A 21,306-nucleotide genomic window follows, 5' to 3' on the forward strand; every position below is an offset into this window, starting at 1 on the left:
AGCTATTCCTTACTCTCGTTAATCAATCGACTTGGCGACACGATTTGCTGCATACGTAATACATCAACAAAGCAGCCACTCTTGGTCTGATTATTCTCAAACGAAAAAGGCTGACAGGTACTTGTTATCAGACGGTATTGTCTGACTTCTAGCGCAATGTCGGTTCTTAATTCAGGCGAGAGTGCCACGCTAATTTGATCCGGTATCACACCGACGACTTTCAATTTTTTAACCGCATTTCTTACAACATCAGCGTCTCGTTTTAAGCGATAAGAAATAATCCACTGCGTATCAGGCGCAACTGGTAACACGTCATCGATAATGCTGATAATCTCTCGATGTTTACCAGCTAAGTCATTCTTTTTAAAATCAATATCAAAGCGTTGTAATTCAGGGTAAATAACTGCTTCTGCGCCTTGTGTTTCTATTACCCGGTCAGCACAACCTTGTAAAAACAACAGCCCAATAAAACATAATATTGGTCGTATCATTGAATAAACCCTCCACGATTTAACATCTCGATAGTTAATGCATCTTGAGCCCGATTAATACGGCTACCTTTACGGCCATAGATACGAAATAAACGACTAAGCGTTGATGTTTTATGTATTGTAGGAAGACGTACTTGCTGACTTTTAATTGGTTTCACAATATTCACCGTCGCAACAATAATTAACTCCGTTTTTTTACGCTTCGTACTTGCCTTACGGAAAGCAGCCCCTAGTACCGGAATGTCTCCGAGTAATGGAACACGGCTTATTTCTTCAATGTCTTCACTACTCATTAAGCCACCAATCATAAAGCTATCGCCATCAGCAAGCGCTATCGTCGTCAAAGCCCGACGCGTACTTAATTGCGGAACTTCAATCCCCGCAGCTTTGATTATCCGTTCAATAGCACTCACCTCTGGCGCTATATTAAGTTTAATTTTTTGATTACTTTCGACCTTTGCAGAAAGGCTCAATTTAATACCGAACTCTTTAAAACTAATGTTGGTTGTATTCTGATTCGTCACAATGACAGGCACTTCTCCACCCACAAGAAAACTCGCACTCTCACCTGACATAACGGTTAAATTTGGCTCTGCAAGTACTTCAGCAATGTTGTCATTTCCGATCGCACTCACAATGGTCGTTAAGCTTGCAGCATCAAATTGTTGGAAAGCGAATTGCCCATTCGAGCGACCAAGCGTACTCCAGTCAACACCCAAGGTTTCATTGAACTCTTTAGACACTTGAACAACCGATATTTTGACATTAATCTGTTTAACACTATCAAGTTCTAAACGCTCAACAATGCCATCCCAGCTGTAATTGCGCTGAAAGCTAACCCATTGCATTTCATCAAATTCGCTTTCGCCATTCTTAATGGTGACGTTATCAGCATCGTTATAACGCGTTACTTTTTCTCGACCTAGCAACTCTGCAACACTTCTATAAATATCATCACGCTGCGCTTCACTGTAAACCTTACCGCTCACTACAACCTTACGTCCGATAGAAGTGAGTTTAAGGTCTAACTTGGGATAGTAGATCGCAATCTGACGACGAATGTCTGTCAGATTAATATCCACGTGTATAAGCTGAGATAGCAAAGGCTGATGCTGAGTGCCATACACCACGATTTGGCTTTGCCCTATCTCATTGGTGAACAAAACAAGAGTACGTTTATTAATGATCTTGTAATCAGCGATATTAGGTTGACTGATAAACACGGTAGCAATGTCATCATCAAATTCGATATTAACGGCACTGTTTAACGGAATGTACCGCTCAGAGGCGATACTTGCGTTAACACATAAGGAAAAGATAATTGCTATAAAATAAACTAACCGATGGTGCATTATAATATCCCTTCAAAGCTTGCATTAGCCTGACCACGTAATTCAACAACGCCGTTATAGTGAGGTACTATATCGCTGACATCTGCATAAGGCGGTTGTTGGTATGTTTGACTGCGTACTATTTCTAAATACATCGTGCGTTGTGCTAACGCTAATCGGCCTAAGTCATCCGGTTTTACTTCTATCACAATCGTTAATTCACTATTCGCGTCACTGCTCATTTGCGGATTAATCACATCAGCATCGTTTGTATTCACTGACATGACCCGTACTTTAGTCAGTAGTAGGCTCGCAGTAACACCTTCAAATATTTCAAGTTCATTGGTCGTATTTGATAAATTCGTTTTTGGTGAGCTTATTGCCATAATGTCAATATTGTCACCTGGTTTGATATAACCAGAAATAAGATTTTTAGAAGAGATGGTCAATGGATATAAAGTCATTCCATCGACAATTAATAGATCTAAATAGCCGGGTTGATCTTTACTTGTTTGATACTCAACAAAAACAAGTTCACCGGTCTTAACTGGCGTATTTATTAAGGTTGAAGACTGAAAATCCAGAGTCACATCTTGCTTAATACCGAGTACAAGCGCGTCATTCAGCAGCACTTGCTCACGCTGAACCATACTAGCGGTGAGGCTTTCACCTTTCATTATCGATTGTTTTGCTCGCCAAAGCGTAACGTAACGCGCCTGCGGTTCTGCCTGAATAAGTGTTTCATCTTCCACTTTTTCAGTCGTTAAAAACAATATATCCACAACCCCGTAGATACCGCTAACAATGGCTAAGAATGCAACAATAAATATAATCTTCGAGTTCATATCGCTACCACGTCAAATTAAGCTGTTAATAATTGTTATGTAAAATCCGAACGATATCGCAACACCGTAAGGTAAACCCCGTTCATGTTCTCGTGATAGTTTTAAAATCAGCCGGTCTTTAATTAAATAAAACAACGCTAATAAACCACCTAGAAATAAAACCAACATTGCGGCATCAACTATTTCACTCGGTAATAACGCAATAGAAAAAGCTGTTGCTAATTTACTATCTCCAGCACCCATGATATTAAATTTAAATAACATAGCTGTAGACAAAAATACAATAAAGCAACTAAACAGACTGGTGGGTATATTATTTCTTTCTATCGAAACATATAGAGAGGTAAAAAAAATGATGGCGCAGATTTTATTTGATATATGTCGATATCGGCAATCAGAATAGATAACACCAATTGACACAACCCCAATAAAATAGAGTGCCATCATTATTAAAGTCAACTTAACCAATTTTACCGATTGCAGTTGTAATATTAGCAAAGGCAGTTGTTAACGCAGTAAGTAATGAACCACCAGTACCAAACGTAACACCTAATAGAGTTGCCATCGCAACACCAATAAGACCGTACTCAATCGCAGTTACACCGCGTTCATCATTTTTATACGTTGCTAGAAATGAGGTTGTGTTTACATACATTTTAGTGAACATGTTATATTCCTTATTTACTTAATTAATAGGCCAACTTTTAATAATAGTGAATACTATTCTTTATTTTTCAATTAATACAAATACAACCTATTACATTTTAATATAGATGGTTAAAACTTAGCCTTCAACCTTACACTGCTTACATCCCTTACAATTAAATATGTGTAGTGAAAGATAATTAATACTAAAAAGGAGGGATATAAAGGCTAAATAAAGTCAATACTAGATATTTTGTCACGCATCCAATTAAGTAAGGGACTCAAGTTTTCATTTTTAGGCCAGATAATAGATGCAACCCAATGCTCATTATTAAGCTGATTAAATGCAAACGAAGCTTTAGATAAGCGCCCTTCATTTAAGTCATGTTTAGTCACAAAATTAGGTAAGTTACAAATGCCGACACTGTTTCGACAGAATGATAGTATCGTATGTATATCTTCAACATACCATACATGAGAAGCCACACTCAGCTCACTCATAGCGGGATACTTGAGGTCTATTGGCGTTAACAATCGCGTGTTATCCATGTCAGTCAAATTGACATTAGAAATATGACCGCCTTTATAATCAGGTGACGCTACCCAGGAACTCTGCATGTGAAATGCACTCGCAAATTCACAATTCAACGTTTCTAGACCAGAAAAAAGTCCGACTGCAAAATCTATTTTATTTTCAACTACTTCATTATAAAGCTGTTTGCTATTCTGCTGGATAATGTACAGGTCGACTAACGGGTACAGTTCTGAAAATTCACATAATATTTTTGTTATCTTTTCAGAACACACTAATGGATCAATACCAATTCGTATTTTAACATCACTAATTTCTTCTATTTCACGAGACTGCGATATAAATTCGTCATATTGAGACATCATTAATTTAGTGTTCTTAAATAGTTTTTCACCCTTCTCGGTTAAAACTGGGTATTTTTTATTTCGATTAAATAATTCGAAACCAAAATCTATTTCTAGATTTTGAATTGCAATACTTATTGATGCCTGACTCTTTTTCATTTCTTTTGCTGCAGCACTAAAAGAACCCTTTTCTGCTGCTGAAATAAACATAATTAAATTATCTACTTGTGATTTCATCATTGTCCCTGTTTATTAATAAAACAACCCATAATGCAGAATAATTTAAATTACAAATCACTCAATAGATCGAACATACAATAACTAGCAATATACACTATCTGAATTTATTGAAATGTAATCAACTGTAATCAAATGTAAGCGATGGGAATGAAGTTATAAAGATATACTTAAATGGGTTAATCGTGAATTATCACTATATAAATCAGGCACAAAACAAACTAATGGGGAGATATAATATAAACGAGGGGTAAATAGTCAAATAGAGGTATTAGATATGGAAGAGATAATAGAAATAGGAAGAGAAAGAGAAAAAATAAAAAGTAATACATGGTTATATTTTTAATATAATCATGTATTACTTGTCATGGATTTTATTAATCAGTATCTAGCATTACTTAAATAATTTTAAATTTATGAATCATCACTATAAAAATGAATAAATGATTCACCATCAAAGCCATTAAAATCAACAACACCTGTGATCGTCGTTAAGCCATCGGTATAAATTACACGTTCTTCTTTCAAGTTTTCACGCAAACAGTGCTCTTCAATACCATCTGTTTTACATAATGTAATAGCACCAGATAAGTTTACGGTTAAACGATAGGATACATATAATGCTGATTTAGAGTCAGTATTCACCTGATAAGTAAAAGTATCATTGGTATAACGATAAGAAAGATCTTTTAACCATAATCCGCGTACTTTAAAAGCTGTGTCGTGTGTTGCATACAATGCCTTGCTATTCAGAGTGCTTTCAACAACAAAATTATACGGTTTCATGTATCGATGATGATCACCTTCAACATATTCCATCAAATGATGTATTGCTTTTACTTGTTTTGGGTTCACTTTGTGTAACGCGACAAGCCCAGCATCAATCACACTGATAATTTCTTTACCTAACGCCATGATACGCTTAGATTCAGGGCCAGTGGCTGTATAATTCACAAATTCTGCTGTCGATGTTTCAATCGCTTTAAACTCTACCGTATTCAGCTCAATCGACTTCAACGTTAACACTCTAGCATCTTGAGCTTGTTGTGCATTCGCACTCACTGATAGCAGTAATATTAGTGCAATTACAAATCGATTCATAACAACTCCTATAGGAAACATTTATACGAAAAACGCTCGAAATGTTAGCGGTATCACACCAGCGTAAAATATTTAGTTTTATTCACAATCAATAAAGATCTACAAACTAACTACTCGCTAAAGCCTGCTAATTTGCGCGCATTATAACCATAAAAATACATAAATCAACATATGATATAACGTTATATTATATAAGCTTTCGAAAAGTAATTGTAAGAGTATGTCAGTAAGTCCTAGAAATATCCCCACATACTGCCGTTATCGTGCCGTAATCCATAGCAAAGTGATGGTTGCTGACTATTATTCAGATAGTCAGTATCGAAATCGGATAACGCTCATGAGTAACTACGTCAATACCGTGATTTTATTAGTTTGTGCCACTAACTCTGGACAACTAAGTGCCAACGAACAAGGGTTGGGTAATAATCAACACTCTGAAAATGAGCTGTTAGTGGGTACTGTATGTCCTGTCAATTCAACAACCTCCGGCATTGCTAATAAATCGATGGGTATTTTGGCTTTTTCTCAACACTGGTTTCATGATGGTGGCAGCAATGCGAGCTATCAAGCGCGTGACAATGCTACTGGCGTGGGCATTGAAATTCATTTTCTTGCAAATGACAATGGCTTTATAAAAGGTAAAAATGTGGCTGACTGTCAGCAGTATCGTATCATTCAGCTGCGCCAAACCAATATTAAACATCTCATCAATGAACTGCCTGTGCAAATCGATATTCCAGATACATTTACACTCCCTTTTTATGATAATCACACACTAGAGCACGGTCATGGTATGCATCAAACGCCCAAAGATAACCAAGATAAACCGTGGACAAAACCTGTCATGCGCGCGTCATCTGTTGCAATTTATGATACACCTTATGTATCTGATGCTTATGGCACTGAAGGCGAAGATATACAGGTAACATTTGAAACCTGCGTCGTTTGTCAGCGTGAGCAGCAATATGACCAATTACTTTCTTGTGGTACATGGGGGTTTCGTCGTGATTATTTGGGGGGAATGACAGGATGGACTGAGCCAGAGTTTATTCCGGTGCAATGTGCAACACAACCCAGTCCTCAATACCTGACAACGTTAGATAACTCAGCACGTATTGACTACAACTACTGGCTAGACTGGCGTTAAATAGAACGGAGATAACTGAATTGGTTACGAGATAAATAGGTGACTAAATAGATGACTAAATAGGTAAATAGATGACTAATTCATACAAGCCACGATGGTTTGACTTGATGAGAACACCGCATAATACTCACCACCCACAACCAATTTAAGTTCATTCGCTAATACTGTATCAATAGAAGCATAAATCATTTGAGTGGCAGAACCATTATTTAACCCTTTATTTATAGCAAAACTCACCTCTGTCGTCTGGCTGTTGCTATGGATTTCATGCACGCGACCTTGCAGTTGATTTTGATGTTCGCCATGTTCTTTATTTAGGGAAATACTGACTGCAGGGGCTTTAAAAAGTAATAATACAGGCTTACCGACAACTAATGCTAAACGCGCGCAACTACTTTGTGTCACACACGCATTAAGCCGGAGTCCACTCGTCAACTCAACCTCAAGGTTTACATTTAAATTATCATGATCTGAACTTAGGTTAGCCACACTATTATCTAAAGACAAAATAGTCCCTGATAACTGATTACGCGCACTGGTCTTTAGTGATAAATGGCCCATTACATCCAGTAAACTGTTCATGGGTATCGCTTGATCTTGTAATGCTGCTAATACCATGTCTTGCATTTGATCAGTCAGTGCATACATTTGCAATAAACGTGCGCCAAAAGCAGTTAACTTTGCACCGCCACCGCCTTTACCGCCCTTTTCACTCAAAACAACAGGCTCAGATAAACGTGTATTCATATCTTTAACCGAATCCCACGCGGTTTTATAACTCATTCCTGCAAGTTTAGCTCCCTGACTAATCGAACCACAGGCTTGTATCTGTTGCAGCAATACGATCCGCTTTGGGTTAGCAAACACTTTATCTGCGACTGAAATGGTCAATAATGCTTTCAAATCCATGGTGTATCATCAGCTTAAGCTTAAATAGAAGATTTATATTGTGCGCTATCAGAAAAATAATAACAACTCTATCTAGAGGGCTGTATCAGTCAATAATAGACGTGTTAAAACCACACAACCAAATCCCCCCCCCCGCTATATAGCAAAGAATAAACAGCTTAAATAAGTGTGAACCACTCCACAAATAGGTAGTAACAGGGCTGAAATAGGAAATATTATTCTCTTAAATCGTATAAAACCGTCGATATAAGAAAAAATATTCTCCAAGCATAGGCGTAAAGTATAAGAATGTAAGGGAATGTAAACCAATGTATATTAACGTCAACCACGGCGTTGCTGAAGGTGTTCTTCAGCATCAATGAGGAATACCAATGAATAATCAATGGCAGCAATACAAACTTCTACTTAACACCTTTGTTAAACCAGCACTTGGTTGTACAGAGCCGATTTCAGCCGCTTATGCTTCTGCCGTTGCAGCAAGCATGCTCCCACAAACACCTGAAAGAATCACCGTTCAAGTTTCAGACAACTTATATAAAAATTCAATGGGTGTATTTGTACCAGGTACAGGGAAAATAGGTTTACCTATTGCAGCTGCCGTTGGCGCGATTGCAGGTGATCCCAACGCAGGTCTAGAAGTACTTGCTAAAATAAACGCAAGCCAAGTTGAAGAAGCTCAAGCATTAATTGATACAGGCAAGGTCACTGTTAAACGCACAAGTTCAAGCGAGTTTATTTATTGCCATGTAGAAGCGCAGTATCAGAATGATATCGCAATCGTAGAGATCAGTGGTGGTCACACTAAAATAACGAAAACAACCTTTAATGGCAAAATGGTATTCAGTAATAATAGCGGTACAGCTAAGTCGACAGGCAATATCTGTAACGATATCGATATCAGTATCCAAGGCATTTACGATTATGCCATGGGCGCTGATTTTGTCGATATTGCCTTTATTCTTGAAGCCGCTAAATTAAACTTAGATTTAGCCGATGAAGGGCTAAAAGGTGCTTACGGTCTACAAGTTGGTCGTACTATCAATAAAAATATCCAAAGTGGATTTATGACGGCCGATCTTAATAACAACATTATTATGCGTACATCCGCGGCATCCGATGCCAGAATGGGTGGTGCAACATTACCTGCAATGAGTAATTACGGCAGTGGTAATCAAGGTATTGCAGCAACAATCCCTGTCGAAATGATTGCAAAACATTATAAAGTTAATGACGAGCAACTTGCCCGCGCACTTATATTAAGCCACTTAGGGGCAATTTATATTAAACAGCATTACCCGCCTCTCTCTGCATTCTGTGGTAATACGGTAACAAGTGCAGCGGCCGCGATGGCGATGGTTTATCTTGCAGGTGGTAACTATGAGCAATCATGTTATGCCATTCAAAATGTACTCAGTGATTGCTCTGGCATGGTGTGTGACGGTGCAAAATCAACCTGTGCAATGAAAGTAAAAACATCGACGAGTAGTGCTGTTACTGCATTTATGTTGGCAATGAATGATACTCAAGCATTTGATCAAGGCATCATCGCGCATGACATTGAAAGTAGTATCCGTAATATTGGAATGCTAGTCACAACAGGTATGATGAATACAGACACCACGATTATTAATATCATGTCAGCATAGACGTAAAGGCTATAAAAAAATCAGCACACAATATTAACCATATTATTGTGCTGATACCACTTTCGGAGATATCGACTCAATTTGAGTTTATTCCCCCAAATAAGTAAATTAATTACAATTTATAGCGCGAGTTACAACAATAACGTATATAATTCCAGTCTCGTTTTTATCTTAAATAACGATGTCGAAATTAGCCTGTTTCCACTTTTCTGGAGTAATAATGCACAACCTATCTTCAAAATCGTATCGACTGCCACTCCAAAATAAATTGGTTGGCCTGTCCGTTATGATTATTATTGGGATCGTTGCCTTTGTATTATTTTTTTACCACTCTTTTTCAACCAGTCTAGAAGAAGAAAAAAAAGCCCAATCCAAAAATTTTATTGAATCAGCACTTGGTATCGTTCAACATTTTCATCAATTAGAGTTATCTGAAAAACTAAGCAGAGCCGACGCACAACAAATGGCCATGCAAACATTAGATTCTGCGACTTATGGTGATGACGGTTATTTTTGGATCAACGACAGCGAAGGCAAGATCCTTGTTCAACCTTACATGCCTAATCTCGTTGGTTTAAATATGACAAACTGGGCAGACAGTACCGGCAAGTATATTTTTCAAGAGTTCGACCGAGAAGCCAGAAAAGGCGGTGGCTGGGTTTCTTATACTTGGCCTAAATTAAATACATCTAAAGAATACCCTAAAATATCATATGTGGCTCACTACGCACCTTGGGATTGGCTCATTGGAACGGGACTTTACCTTGATGATATGAAATCGAATATTTTCTGGGCCGTACTAAGAACCTCTGGCGTTTTATTATTTGGTTTTCTCATTTTTATTTTTACAACTGTTGTAATTATTAATTATTTTGTTCATCAATTAAGTGAATTATCCGTGCGAGATGCGTTAACGAGTTTGTATACAAAACGCTTCTTAAAAGAAATTATTCCGACATTGTTGAATCATGATAAAGTCACCGGACATCACCTTGCTGCAATATTTATCGACCTTGATCATTTCAAATCAGTCAATGATATACACGGCCATGATAATGGTGATAACGTACTTCAACACATTGCTAACGTAATGAATAAAAACGCTAAACAAAGTGATTACTGCATGCGTTACGGTGGTGAGGAATTCGTTCTTATCGGCTTTTTCGATACTGAAATGTCGGCCGTTAATATGGCTGAGATGATCCGTCATCAAGTATCTGAACTTCGTTTTATGAGCGATGACTCTGAATTTGGCGTCACATTAAGTGCAGGTATTGCACTGCATAATAGCCACAGCAATGACAGCTTTGAACACACATTAAAACGAGCAGATATGAAGCTCTATGAAGCAAAAACAGCTGGACGTAATCGTGTAGCGGTCTAATAGTCTAAAAGCATCTATTTACGCAATTTAAATATTTCATTTTCAGTAAATTTTCTCTAGACGATATATTCAAGGACGATTGATATTATAAGATATCAATACTTATAACAGACACGGTGTCATCATGTACAACCTCTCAATAAAATCGCACCGCCTGCCAATTCAAAATAAATTGATCGGTTTATCAGCGTTAATTTTTTTAGTCCTCATCGCCTTTTTGATCTTTTTTTATCATTCTTTTTCTACTAGCTTAGAAAATGAAAAAAAAGCACAGTCCAAGCACCTTACCCAATCTGCATTGGGTGTCATTCAGTATTTTCATGACCTCAGTTTATCAAGTGAACTATCAGATGAGGATGCTAAAAAATACGCGATGGATGCGTTAAAATATGCACTCTATGGAGACAATGGTTATTTTTGGATCATGGGATTAGAAGGCGAAATATTATTACAGCCTTATAAACCAGAACTGATAGGTATGAGCTTATTAGACTGGCAGTACTCCGATGGCACTTATCCGTTTCGTAATATTGATAAAGAAATTCGCAAAAGTGGAGGCTGGGTCAATTATTACTGGTCTAAAAACGATTCATTAGAGCAGTTCCCTAAAATAGGTTATGTAACCTATTTTGAACCTTGGGAATGGTTAGTTGGCACAGGTATCTACTTGGACGATATGGAAAAAAATGTCTTTTGGACTGTCGCAAAAGCATCCGGTTTTTTACTTTTTGGCTTTGTTGTCTTCATCTTCGCTGCCATTATCATCATCCATTACTTTGTGCATAAACTCTCAGAGCAGTCCGTTAAAGACTCACTTACGAAGCTCTATACTAAGCGTTTTTTAGAAGAAGTTATTCCGGGTATGTTAGAAAATGAAAAACGTCACAACAGGGCGATAGCGGCCATATTTTTAGACATCGATCATTTCAAAAAAGTAAATGATACTTATGGTCATAACTGTGGCGACAAAGTATTAGAGCAAGTTGCAGCAGTGATGATGGAGTGCACACGCACAGGTGATTACTGTATCCGCTATGGTGGTGAAGAGTTTGTTATTATTGGTCCCTGTGACGACAATAAGAATGTGATTGCGATCGCAGAGCGTATAAGACAGCAAGTGTCTGAATTAGTATTTACGCATGACGATAAAGAATTTACGATCACGTTAAGTGCGGGTATCGCCTTACATGAACACTCACAAACCTCATTTGACGAAACACTCATTGATGCTGATATGAAATTATATGAAGCAAAAGAACGTGGCCGTAACCGCGTTATGATCTAGCTTAACGTTGGAGTGATTAAAAATAGCCTTGTTAATTTACGTTAACAGGGCTAAAATTTGCCAATCGATATATAGTTAACTATACATCGATATCATATACGCTACTCATATTAAGCCAGCGATACAAAGGGATAGTTCATGAGACAACGACACAGCAGTAGATTCAAACAACTCATCGCCATGATTCTGATTACCTTCAGTAGTAGTGTCATGGCCGAAGATCGCGTACTCATCTTTGCTGCAGCATCATTAACCAATGCCTTAACTGAAGTTGGTGATACTTTTAAAGCCGACACTATCGCCAACCCAACAAAAATAAACCCAGTGTTCTCTTTTGCCTCATCTTCAGCCTTGGCAAGACAAATTGCCCAAGGAGCACCCGCACAAATCTATCTATCAGCGAATCAAAAGTGGATGGATTACCTCGTTAAACAAAAAGTGGTAGCAGCTGATTCTAGGGTAACCTTATTACGTAATTCCTTAGTACTCGTCGCCCCTAATTCAAGTTTATTAAATAACGTAGAATTAAATAAAGACTGGGATATCACAAGCGCAGTAAGTTCTAGTCGTATCGCAGTTGGCGATCCCGACCACGTACCTGCTGGTCGCTATGCTAAACAAGCATTAGAAAGTTTAGATTTATGGCAAGAAGCGATGCCGCTATTAGCCCGTGCAAGTAATGTGCGCGGTGCCCTAGCGCTAGTCGAGCGTGGTGAGTCACCACTAGGCATTGTTTATGCAACTGACGCACTTGTATCCCAAAAAGTAAAAACGGTGGCAACCTTCCCAGAAAATAGCCACAAAGCCATTGAATACCCGCTGGTCATTGTCGGTCATAATACTAATTTTGCCACCCGAATATTCTACCGATACTTGCAAACAAAAGCAGTACAAGCAATATTTGTAAAATACGGTTTTGAGGTGCTTTCTATTTAAGGTCAACGATCTGTTTAAGGTCAACTCTCTATTTAAGGTCAATGATCTGTTTAAGGTCACTCTCTATTTAAGGTCAACTCTATTTTAAGGTAATAACTTTGTTAAGTGATTATGAAGTTGCAGCCTTGCTGCTCAGTTTAAAAGTATCCGGTGTAGCCGTATTATTCAGCTTGCCCTTTGGTATCGTGTGCGCGTGGATACTAGCCCGCTGTGAATTTCCGGGTAAGTCGTTATTTGATAGCCTGATTCACTTACCTTTAGTACTTCCACCGGTAGTGATTGGCTACATTTTGTTGATCTCGATGGGGCGTCAAGGCAGTATCGGCGCGGCTCTTTATGATTGGTTTGGTTGGAGTTTCAGCTTTAGCTGGCGTGGTGCAGCACTCGCAGCCGCGATCGTCTCGTTTCCGTTAATGGTACGTGCGATCCGTTTGTCATTTGAAAGTGTTGATATACGCCTAGAACAAGCAGCACGTACGCTGGGTAGTAATCGTTTACGAGTATTTTTTACCATTACCCTGCCATTAACCTTGCCCGGTATTGTCTCAGGAATGGTATTAGCCTTTGCCCGCAGCTTAGGCGAGTTTGGTTCAACCATTACCTTTGTGTCTAATATTCCGGGTGAAACACGTACTATCCCACTCGCCATGTACTCTTTTATTCAAACCCCAGGCGCAGAACATGAAGCCGCACGCCTGTGTGTCATTGCGATTATTATTGCCGTATTATCATTAACTGCATCACAGTGGTTAGCCAAAAAAGCCCAACAGCGAGTTGCCTCATAATGTTAACGATTGATATAAATAAACAACTGGGCGATTTAGAGTTACAGGTGAATGCACAAATTCCGATGCAAGGGATTTGCGCTGTATTTGGTCGTTCTGGGGCGGGTAAAACGTCATTAGTGAATATTCTTGGCGGGTTATCAACACCTGATAATGGTCAGTTAACCTTAGGGGATACACACCTTTACCACCAGCAACAGAAGATTAACCTCCCTCCTGAACGACGTCGTATTGGTTACGTATTTCAAGAAGCGCGTTTATTCCCCCACTACAGTGTGCGCGGCAATCTCAATTACGGAAATAAAGATAAAGACCAAGCTCACTTTGACACCGTAGTGACGTTACTTGGTTTAGGCGAGCTATTAGACCGCTATCCATCGACACTTTCAGGTGGTGAAAAGCAGCGCGTAGCTATTGGTCGCGCCTTGTTAACTCGACCACAAATGTTATTAATGGATGAGCCATTAGCTGCATTGGATTTACCCCGTAAGCGTGAACTTATTCCTTATTTGTTACAGCTAGCTAAAACCCTTGATTTGCCGATTATCTATGTGAGCCACAGCTTAGATGAGATCTTACAACTCGCTGATACAATGCTGGTATTAGACAAAGGTAAAGTGCTAGTAAACGGTCACTTACAAGCGGTTTGGGACAGTGCAGAGATGCGCCCTTGGTTGCCAGCTAAGGAACAAAGCTCACTGTTAATGGCAAGGGTAACAGAGTTGAACGAACGTTATCGCATGAGTAAGTTATCACTCACTGATGGTACTTATCTGTGGATCAATGGCTTACCTTTACCTGTTAACAGTAAACTACGTGTACGGATTCATGCCAACCATGTATCCCTGTGTAAAACACGCCCACAAGACAGCAGTATTCGTAATATTCTACCAACGACAATTACTGAGATAATACACTCAGAATCAAGTGATAATGTACAAGTTAAATTAGCGTTTGGTGATGATCATATATGGGCGAATATCACCCCGTGGGCATGTGATGATTTGGCTCTTACAGTTGGGCAAAGTGTGTATGCTCAGATCAAAGGGGTAAGCATGACAGAGAGTGAATTAGCGCAGTCATTTTGATTGTATTCCTCACGCTAGATATTGTCAGGCTTTGCTATAATTAAGCTCTGGAACACGAATAATAAGTTCTAACATTGGTCGACTAAATATATTCAATAACTTAAAAGCCGACTAGGTAATTTAGCTGATCTAAGAGGTACATAATCATGGCCAGATATTATATTGATTGTCGCGATTATCCAGGGGATGTGAAATGTTCAGTGGCACTTGCAGCGGATTCCAAAGAAGAGTTACTACAAGCCGTACTTGAACATGGTGCAAGCGTACACGGTTATGAAGACACGCCGGAATTCAGGGAAAATATAACCAAAGAATTTAAAGAAGGTACCCCGCCGATGTAACTTGATAAGACTTTCTGCTTATTAAAAAGAAACGGATAGCATATAAAACAAAGTGGCTCAGATTAACTATTGGTCACTTTGTTAACGAGTAAAAAGCCTGCCTAATATTACTGACTACCCTATCAAAATAAACACTTACCCTTTAAGATATTAAATACCTGTACATCATCAAAGATAAGCGGATTAACATGCCTAATAACCTTTCTATTCGCGCTTATACAAGCCAAATACGCAGTCATTATCATGAGTTCCACCAGCTGGTGCTGCCATTACATGGTGCGATTGATATTAAGGTTGGCGATTACACAGGCAAAGTAAGCATTGGTGATTGCGTGATAATTAAAGCTGGACAACAACATGACTTTCGGGCTGATGATGCAGCCCGTTTTATTGTGGTTGATATGGTAATCCTTCCCGTTAATATTACCGAGTCTGATATTGAAAAATTCTCGATAAACCCGCCCCTGCTTGCTTATATACAATTCATCGACAAGCAGCTGGCACATCAAGTCAATAAACAACTTGAATCGACTGCGTTTGAGCTCTTCTATCAACTCCTTGCTCAACAAACCTGTCATGAACGTATCGACGCTCGAATAGCAGAGGTTATCCACTTCATTAAACAAGATATCAGCATACTATTTAGCATTGATCAGCTAGCTGATATTGCGTGTTTAAGCACAAGCCAATACAAAAAATTGTTCAAACAAAGTATGAGCATGACTACACATCAATATATCACCCAACTGCGTATGGAAAAGGCGTCAGCGTTGCTCGCCCATACCGACCTGCCTATTCGCATTGTCGCAGAACAAGTTGGCTACCAAGATCTATCAGCCTTTAGCAGACGTTTTTCGCACTACTTTGGCCAATCACCTAAAGCCTTTAGTTATTAGTTATTAGTTATTCACCTTCAGAAGTTTATCCTATTAACTTGACTCAGATACTAAACAGCGTTTTAGCCAAAAAAATCATCCTTTCAGCAAACAAGCTCATTAATTAAAGCCTTATTATTTTGTCATTAACATTACTTAAGGACAATAAATAATGGCTACACTATACGGTTTCATCGCAATCGGATTATGGGGGACTTTAGCACTGTTAGGCACAGTTACAGCGAATATCCCTGCATTTCAATTACTCTCACTTTGTTTTTCTATCTCAGCAATCATTGTCATCATTAAACGAATCACGCTTAAAAAGCCCGTGTTTACCAAACCATCGTTAACCCCAACGCAGTGGCTGCTGGGCATAATTGGGCTATTTGGATTTCACTTCTGTTATTTCATGGCACTTAAATTCGCCCCGGTTATCGAGGTCAGTTTAATTGTGTATCTGTGGCCATTATTATTAGCAACACTGGTCGCGAACAAACAAAGTCGATTCAGAGCACTCATTGGGGGAAGCTTAGGCTTTATCGGTATCGCTTTCATTATCGTTGGTAACGGTGAGTTAACCTTAAATAGCGACTATCAAATTGGTTATGTTCTTGCTGCTATTTGCGCTGTTATTTGGGGTTCTTACTCGTGGTTCTTATCTACATCAGACAACGAAGTTGAAGATATAGCCTGGTTATCAGCAGTTGTTGCATTGTTAGCACTGATCGCACATTGGCAGTTTGAAACCAGTCATTGGGATTTCAGCTTATCGGAATGGGGCGGGATATTATTACTCGGCTTAGGGCCTGTCGGCGGCTCTTTTTACTTATGGGACATTGCCTTAAAAAAAGGTAATCAGCAATTACTGGCGTCATTAAGCTTTAGCACACCACTCATTTCATCTGTCATTTTGGCCATTGCAGGTTTTAACGCTTGGTCTACTAACATTATCATTGCACTCGCGTTAATATTATCCGGAGCAATGATTGCGAACACGAATAAAAAACGATCGTTTGATGATGCTCATATAGAGGCGAACATAGCCCCTTAAGTTGATAACGCATTAATCCCCCTTTTCAGTAAGTATTAATGCGTTATCTAGTATCAGTACAAATCATTGCAGCGAGTGAAGCTCCTGCATCTCTCGCTATGCGTTAACTTAAGCGCCTGAACATGTTACTGGCGTCCAGAACCAAGATGTTGCGCTTGGAACTTCCCAAGTACCTGGGCTGTTTTTAGCTTCGTAACACGAGCCTTGATACGAATATACTTCACCGTTAGATGCTTGAGTCGAACCCGCAACAAATGGGGGTTCAGTAACAACATCATCGACAACACATTGACCGTCGACAAGCGAAGCGCCTTCTTCACAAACGATTGGGTCTACAACACATTCACCGTTTACAACAGAAGAACCCTCTTCACAAACTAAGCCTTGAGCGTTACCAGTAATGGTGACTGTTTTCTGAGATAAAGTGCCTTCATTATCTGTTGCTTTGAATATAACAGTGTTGCTACCAAGCGTTACTACAAAGCTGCCAGAGTAAGTTGCAGCATCTTGCGCCACGGTTTGAGTTACACCATTAACAGTAACCTCCACTGCTGCCACTGATTTATCATCCGTAATTAATGCTGAGAACTGAGCTGTATCACCTTCAGTATGTACCACTGAACCCGATGGAGATGTAATACTAATGCTCGGCGCTTCATTCGTGATGACGTTACCAGACCAATTCGTTTGACCTTGCGGGTTATTTACAGCTTGGTTCATCGCGTTTAGGATATCGCCGTTACCATCACCGTCGATCTCCCATGAGAAGATACCACCAAGGCCAAGACTCTTCAGGTATTCACCTTTAGCAAGTACAGAACGTGACGTATCATAGGTTAACAATGTGCCACTCACTTCATCCCAAACAAATGATGCTTTCGCTATTTCATCCCAACCTATGATTGCATTTGGGTTTGACTCTAAGAACTTCAGCACACCACGATAATCCATGATGCCAGCTTCCCAAGCCCAAGCAGCCTCGTTTACGTCTGTACCATCGCCACCAAGACTACCATTAAATGGGCTACCTTCAGAAGAATCGATGTGTGAGCCGACAGATCCCATTGGATTACCATTTTCAGCGACAACATCTTGCCACCCACGCGCATACATTGCAGCACCAACAACTAATTTCTTCGCTGGCACACCTTGCGCGAGTAAAAGTTTCGTTGCGTTATCTAATGTGTATTCAGGTTTCCCAGCAAACTCGCCAGTACCATTACATTTTTCAGCTGAAATGTGAGCACCACAATAAATCCCTGTTTGGTGCCCCGTATTTGGACCCCATGCACCATAAAAGTCGTAAGACATCATGAAGATATTATCCATGTACTGTGCAGCAGCACCATAATCAACATCTTCGATCTTGTCGTAACCCACACCGATTGCAGAGGTAAGTTCATATTTACGACCATATTCAGCTTCAAGTCCATCCAACATTGCACGTAATTCTTGCATTAATGCGATGTAAGCTGGGCCGTCTTTTTCTGGATCCCCTAAGCTTGCATTGGCACCATCACCACCAGGAAATTCCCAGTCAATATCAATGCCATCGTAGAATTTCCACGTTTTTAAAAATTCTTTTGTTGAAGCAACAAATACATCTCGATTAGCTTTTTCAGTGAAACCAAAAAATGGGTCTGATAATGTCCAACCGCCGATAGATGGAACAATTTTAATGTGTGGATTCGCTTTTTTAAGCGCCATTAAGCCACCGTAAGTACCCTTACCGATTTCTAATGAACCCACTTTTTTACCGTCTAAACGTGTTGCAGGTTCACCGTAAGTCGAATTCAATGCAGCCCATGTATCATGGATAACAACTGAGTAATCAGGCAGGCCCGCACACATCTTTTTTAATAACTCATGGCCTGATGGGTTTGGTTCTAACAAGGATTTGTTATCACCTGTACCACCACAAATTGGAATGAAGCCGTAGATGATGTGCGTTAGGTTATTAGCTGGAATATCATTAACGTTGTATTTACGTCCGTACACCCCCCATTCAACGAAGTAAGTACCGACAATATTATCTTTTTGTTGTGCGTAAGGCGTGTTAGCCGGATCTGTCGTCATTGGCAAGTCCGCTTTTAAATGCGAACCATCAGTATCTGAAATCAAGAGTTCAGTCGTTGCGCTTTCGCTGCAACCATCGGCGTTACATAAACGCACAACCATGTTTTTTAAACCACCTTCAGTGAAAGATAAAACAGTACTTTTCCCTGTGCCTGAACCAGACATCATGACATTACCGTTAACTTCTACTTCCCATGTTGTCGCTTTATCACCAGACCAAACATTCCAAGAAACAGGCACTTCAACAACATCAACACGTGTATACATGTCTTTATAGCTAACGACTGCATCAGTATTAATGGTTACAAAACCTAGTTTTGAATAATCGGCCCACGCGATTGACGGTGCCTGAGGAGCTGCCGCAAGTACAGGTGCACTAATTGCCGCTACCATCGCTAACTTAAGGGTACTTTTTAAAAATATTGATTTCACAAGAACTCCATGTAATAAATTAGAAAATCGAAAAGTAGGCGTAATTACATACAACATGTATTGGCGGATATTCAAACAGTAATCATGCCAGTCAAGATCAAACCCCTTCCAGAGGCTTATATAAAACCTACGCCCAACCATTAATTTGCGCAACAAATAAAGAACATAAAAACAACAATATTTGAGTCATATCAAACAATGCGGTCAGACCAGTGTGTTTTTATTTTTTGAAAAAGCGAGAGCATGAGTAATGTTATTCCGGAATCCCCGAGGCTAAACAAAAAAGAAATACCAATTAAAAACAGTAACTTAATATCTAACAAGCTATAATTGATAATCAATAGACTAGAAAGGTGGCGATGACACCACTTTTATGTTGTTTAATTTCACTCAACTATTCACCTGTCACCGAGGTTAGTTCAATTGTTTTTTCACGGCTATAATTAATAGCGAGTCGCTAATAAGCAAAGTCGATTAAGCACTCGTAGTGGTAACTTAGGGGTTATTGGTATTAATCGCGTATTTGCAATTTGAAACCAGTAATTAGAGTTTTAGTCTGTCGGAATGCGGCGGGATATTATTACTCGGATTAAGTCCTATCGGCAGAGGTTTTTACTTATGAGACATAGCCTTAAAAAAAGGAATCAGCAATTACTGGTGTCATTAAGCTTTAGTACACCACTCATTTCGTCCGTCATTTTGATGACAGAGCTTCATTCATGCTCATTTCAATGATGATACTGTGGTAAATATCTTTTGTCAGCTCAAGCTGACTTTGATTGAATTTAACCCCAACTTTTACTGCGCCTGAATCAATGTGAACACTGACAACCTGACCGCCAAGAACGGCTTTAATTGAGTTTGAGGCAGATAAGTTTATTGTTATGTTGCTGTCCTTAAGTATATTCACATCCTGATTTTCAAGTGCTAAACCACAACCCGATATAGAAAAATCGACCATTTTAGCCGGGTACAGCTTGCCATTACATGCAATATCGACAGTATATTCAGTTCCAAGTCTAGGTGTTTCGCGGATTTTATGAGTGACTATGTTTTCTGGCATATCAAGCGAAATCATTTTTGCCGGACGAGTGATCATAGCGCTAATTTTGGTTTTAAACGCGATAATATCTCTAAATCCGCTATCCGTAATTGCCCGAACAATAATATTAGCATTTTCTAAAAATGGGTTTCCAAATCCAGAATCTAAGCCAGCTGGGTAGTCAATGAGAATAAAATCATCTTTTTTATAACCGATTAAACGAGAAGTAGTTTTCAACTTTTTATTATTAGGGAGAGAAACTTCAATAACCAATCGCATATCAACATACATTAATTGAAGCGCATCCATATCGGCTTCAAATTTAGCTACTTTCATGTCTTACCATTTTATAGAATTAAATGTTAATAAATCATAACCTTGAACATCATTTTTTCAAAATTAATACTACCATCTACTACGAAACATCGGAATGAACGGTATTATTGAGAGGTATCGCACAAATTAAATCCCCCCTACTTATGACATCTTCACGGCTATTAAAAATACGAATAAATATATAAAAATATATAGCGAACAAATGAGAATGATAGATACCTGAAGCAGCCTTATTTCTATCGAAGAAGGCATGATAAAGCTACAATTTTATTGTTACAGTATTTTTCAAGAGAGTTAACCAAGCTAATTGCAGAGTTTAAATCAGGCTGCTAAACTACCTCGCTAAATTACTTCGTATAATCCCAATAATATGGTTTGGGAGTTTCTACCAAGATCCTTAAACTCTTGATTATGAAGTCTGTAACTTTAAAACCTAAAAAACAT

Annotated in this window: 20 protein-coding genes and 1 riboswitch; of the genes, 10 read left to right on the plus strand and 10 right to left on the minus strand. The window is 39.0% G+C overall.

What is annotated here, in order from left to right; genetic code table 11:
• Positions 1-2 precede the first annotated feature (2 nt).
• The 7 genes from HWV00_RS13555 to HWV00_RS13585 form a co-directional block, all read right to left on the minus strand.
• Positions 3-491 (minus strand): hypothetical protein, encoded by a 489-nt coding sequence (locus HWV00_RS13555; RefSeq protein WP_211682064.1) that lies wholly within the window; start codon positions 489-491, stop codon positions 3-5.
• Positions 488-1,843, minus strand: coding sequence for a type II and III secretion system protein family protein (locus HWV00_RS13560; RefSeq protein WP_211682066.1), 1,356 nt, complete (start codon positions 1,841-1,843; stop codon positions 488-490). The genes HWV00_RS13555 and HWV00_RS13560 overlap by 4 nt, the downstream gene beginning before the upstream one ends.
• Positions 1,843-2,667 carry an RcpC/CpaB family pilus assembly protein gene (locus tag HWV00_RS13565; protein ID WP_211682068.1) on the minus strand — a complete coding sequence of 275 codons (825 nt, stop codon included), beginning with the start codon at positions 2,665-2,667 and terminating at the stop codon, positions 1,843-1,845. Before HWV00_RS13565 ends, HWV00_RS13560 begins: the two co-directional genes overlap by 1 nt.
• Positions 2,668-2,679: 12 nt before the next feature.
• Positions 2,680-3,114: a prepilin peptidase gene (locus HWV00_RS13570; protein WP_211682070.1), complete on the minus strand. Its 435-nt coding sequence runs from the start codon at positions 3,112-3,114 to the stop codon at positions 2,680-2,682.
• 13 nt (positions 3,115-3,127) lie between these two features.
• Complete coding sequence (locus HWV00_RS13575; RefSeq protein WP_211682072.1) at positions 3,128-3,334, minus strand: Flp family type IVb pilin; 207 nt, start codon at positions 3,332-3,334, stop codon at positions 3,128-3,130.
• 206 nt (positions 3,335-3,540) lie between these two features.
• A complete protein-coding gene (locus HWV00_RS13580) occupies positions 3,541-4,428 on the minus strand; it encodes a LysR family transcriptional regulator (protein ID WP_255554561.1) in 888 nt (295 codons plus the stop codon).
• A gap of 411 nt (positions 4,429-4,839) precedes the next feature.
• Entirely contained in the window at positions 4,840-5,526 is a 687-nt protein-coding gene (locus HWV00_RS13585) for a hypothetical protein (protein ID WP_211682074.1), read from the minus strand.
• A gap of 337 nt (positions 5,527-5,863) precedes the next feature.
• Here HWV00_RS13585 and HWV00_RS13590 point away from each other — a divergent pair, with 337 nt between their 5' ends.
• Positions 5,864-6,673 (plus strand): hypothetical protein, encoded by an 810-nt coding sequence (locus HWV00_RS13590; protein ID WP_211682076.1) that lies wholly within the window; start codon positions 5,864-5,866, stop codon positions 6,671-6,673.
• A gap of 75 nt (positions 6,674-6,748) precedes the next feature.
• Here HWV00_RS13590 and HWV00_RS13595 read toward each other — a convergent pair whose 3' ends face one another.
• Positions 6,749-7,582, minus strand: a complete 834-nt coding sequence (locus HWV00_RS13595) for a TOBE domain-containing protein (protein ID WP_211682078.1) — start codon at positions 7,580-7,582, stop codon at positions 6,749-6,751.
• Positions 7,583-7,953: 371 nt separating this feature from the next.
• Between HWV00_RS13595 and HWV00_RS13600 the strand changes: the two genes are divergently transcribed.
• From HWV00_RS13600 to HWV00_RS13640, 9 genes are all read left to right on the plus strand, one after another.
• Positions 7,954-9,228 carry a serine dehydratase subunit alpha family protein gene (locus HWV00_RS13600; protein WP_211682080.1) on the plus strand — a complete coding sequence of 425 codons (1,275 nt, stop codon included), beginning with the start codon at positions 7,954-7,956 and terminating at the stop codon, positions 9,226-9,228.
• Between the two features lie 220 nt (positions 9,229-9,448).
• Positions 9,449-10,612, plus strand: a complete 1,164-nt coding sequence (locus HWV00_RS13605) for a diguanylate cyclase (RefSeq protein ID WP_255554563.1) — start codon at positions 9,449-9,451, stop codon at positions 10,610-10,612.
• Between the two features lie 124 nt (positions 10,613-10,736).
• A complete protein-coding gene (locus tag HWV00_RS13610; protein ID WP_211682082.1) occupies positions 10,737-11,897 on the plus strand; it encodes a diguanylate cyclase in 1,161 nt (386 codons plus the stop codon).
• 138 nt (positions 11,898-12,035) lie between these two features.
• Positions 12,036-12,833: a molybdate ABC transporter substrate-binding protein gene (gene modA / locus HWV00_RS13615; RefSeq protein ID WP_211682084.1), complete on the plus strand. Its 798-nt coding sequence runs from the start codon at positions 12,036-12,038 to the stop codon at positions 12,831-12,833.
• Between the two features lie 98 nt (positions 12,834-12,931).
• The gene (gene modB / locus HWV00_RS13620; RefSeq protein WP_211682086.1) at positions 12,932-13,618 is read left to right on the plus strand and encodes a molybdate ABC transporter permease subunit; all 687 of its coding nucleotides are present in this window, start codon (positions 12,932-12,934) and stop codon (positions 13,616-13,618) included.
• Entirely contained in the window at positions 13,618-14,706 is a 1,089-nt protein-coding gene (gene modC, locus HWV00_RS13625) for a molybdenum ABC transporter ATP-binding protein ModC (protein ID WP_211682088.1), read from the plus strand. Before modB ends, modC begins: the two co-directional genes overlap by 1 nt.
• A gap of 188 nt (positions 14,707-14,894) precedes the next feature.
• Entirely contained in the window at positions 14,895-15,047 is a 153-nt protein-coding gene (locus tag HWV00_RS13630) for a DUF1059 domain-containing protein (RefSeq protein ID WP_255554564.1), read from the plus strand.
• A gap of 188 nt (positions 15,048-15,235) precedes the next feature.
• Positions 15,236-15,943 carry an AraC family transcriptional regulator gene (locus HWV00_RS13635; protein WP_211682092.1) on the plus strand — a complete coding sequence of 236 codons (708 nt, stop codon included), beginning with the start codon at positions 15,236-15,238 and terminating at the stop codon, positions 15,941-15,943.
• Positions 15,944-16,094: 151 nt separating this feature from the next.
• Positions 16,095-16,976 (plus strand): DMT family transporter, encoded by an 882-nt coding sequence (locus HWV00_RS13640; protein ID WP_211682094.1) that lies wholly within the window; start codon positions 16,095-16,097, stop codon positions 16,974-16,976.
• 108 nt (positions 16,977-17,084) lie between these two features.
• Here the strand turns inward: HWV00_RS13640 and HWV00_RS13645 are convergent, their stop codons facing one another.
• Positions 17,085-19,484 (minus strand): glycosyl hydrolase family 18 protein, encoded by a 2,400-nt coding sequence (locus tag HWV00_RS13645; RefSeq protein WP_211682096.1) that lies wholly within the window; start codon positions 19,482-19,484, stop codon positions 17,085-17,087.
• A 694-nt stretch (positions 19,485-20,178) separates the two neighbouring features.
• Positions 20,179-20,862, minus strand: a complete 684-nt coding sequence (locus HWV00_RS13650) for a flagellar brake protein (protein WP_211682098.1) — start codon at positions 20,860-20,862, stop codon at positions 20,179-20,181.
• 332 nt (positions 20,863-21,194) lie between these two features.
• Positions 21,195-21,294: riboswitch (purine riboswitch) on the plus strand.
• The last annotated feature ends 12 nt before the right edge of the window (positions 21,295-21,306 follow it).

This window comes from Moritella sp. 24, assembly GCF_018219155.1.
Classification (GTDB): domain Bacteria; phylum Pseudomonadota; class Gammaproteobacteria; order Enterobacterales; family Moritellaceae; genus Moritella.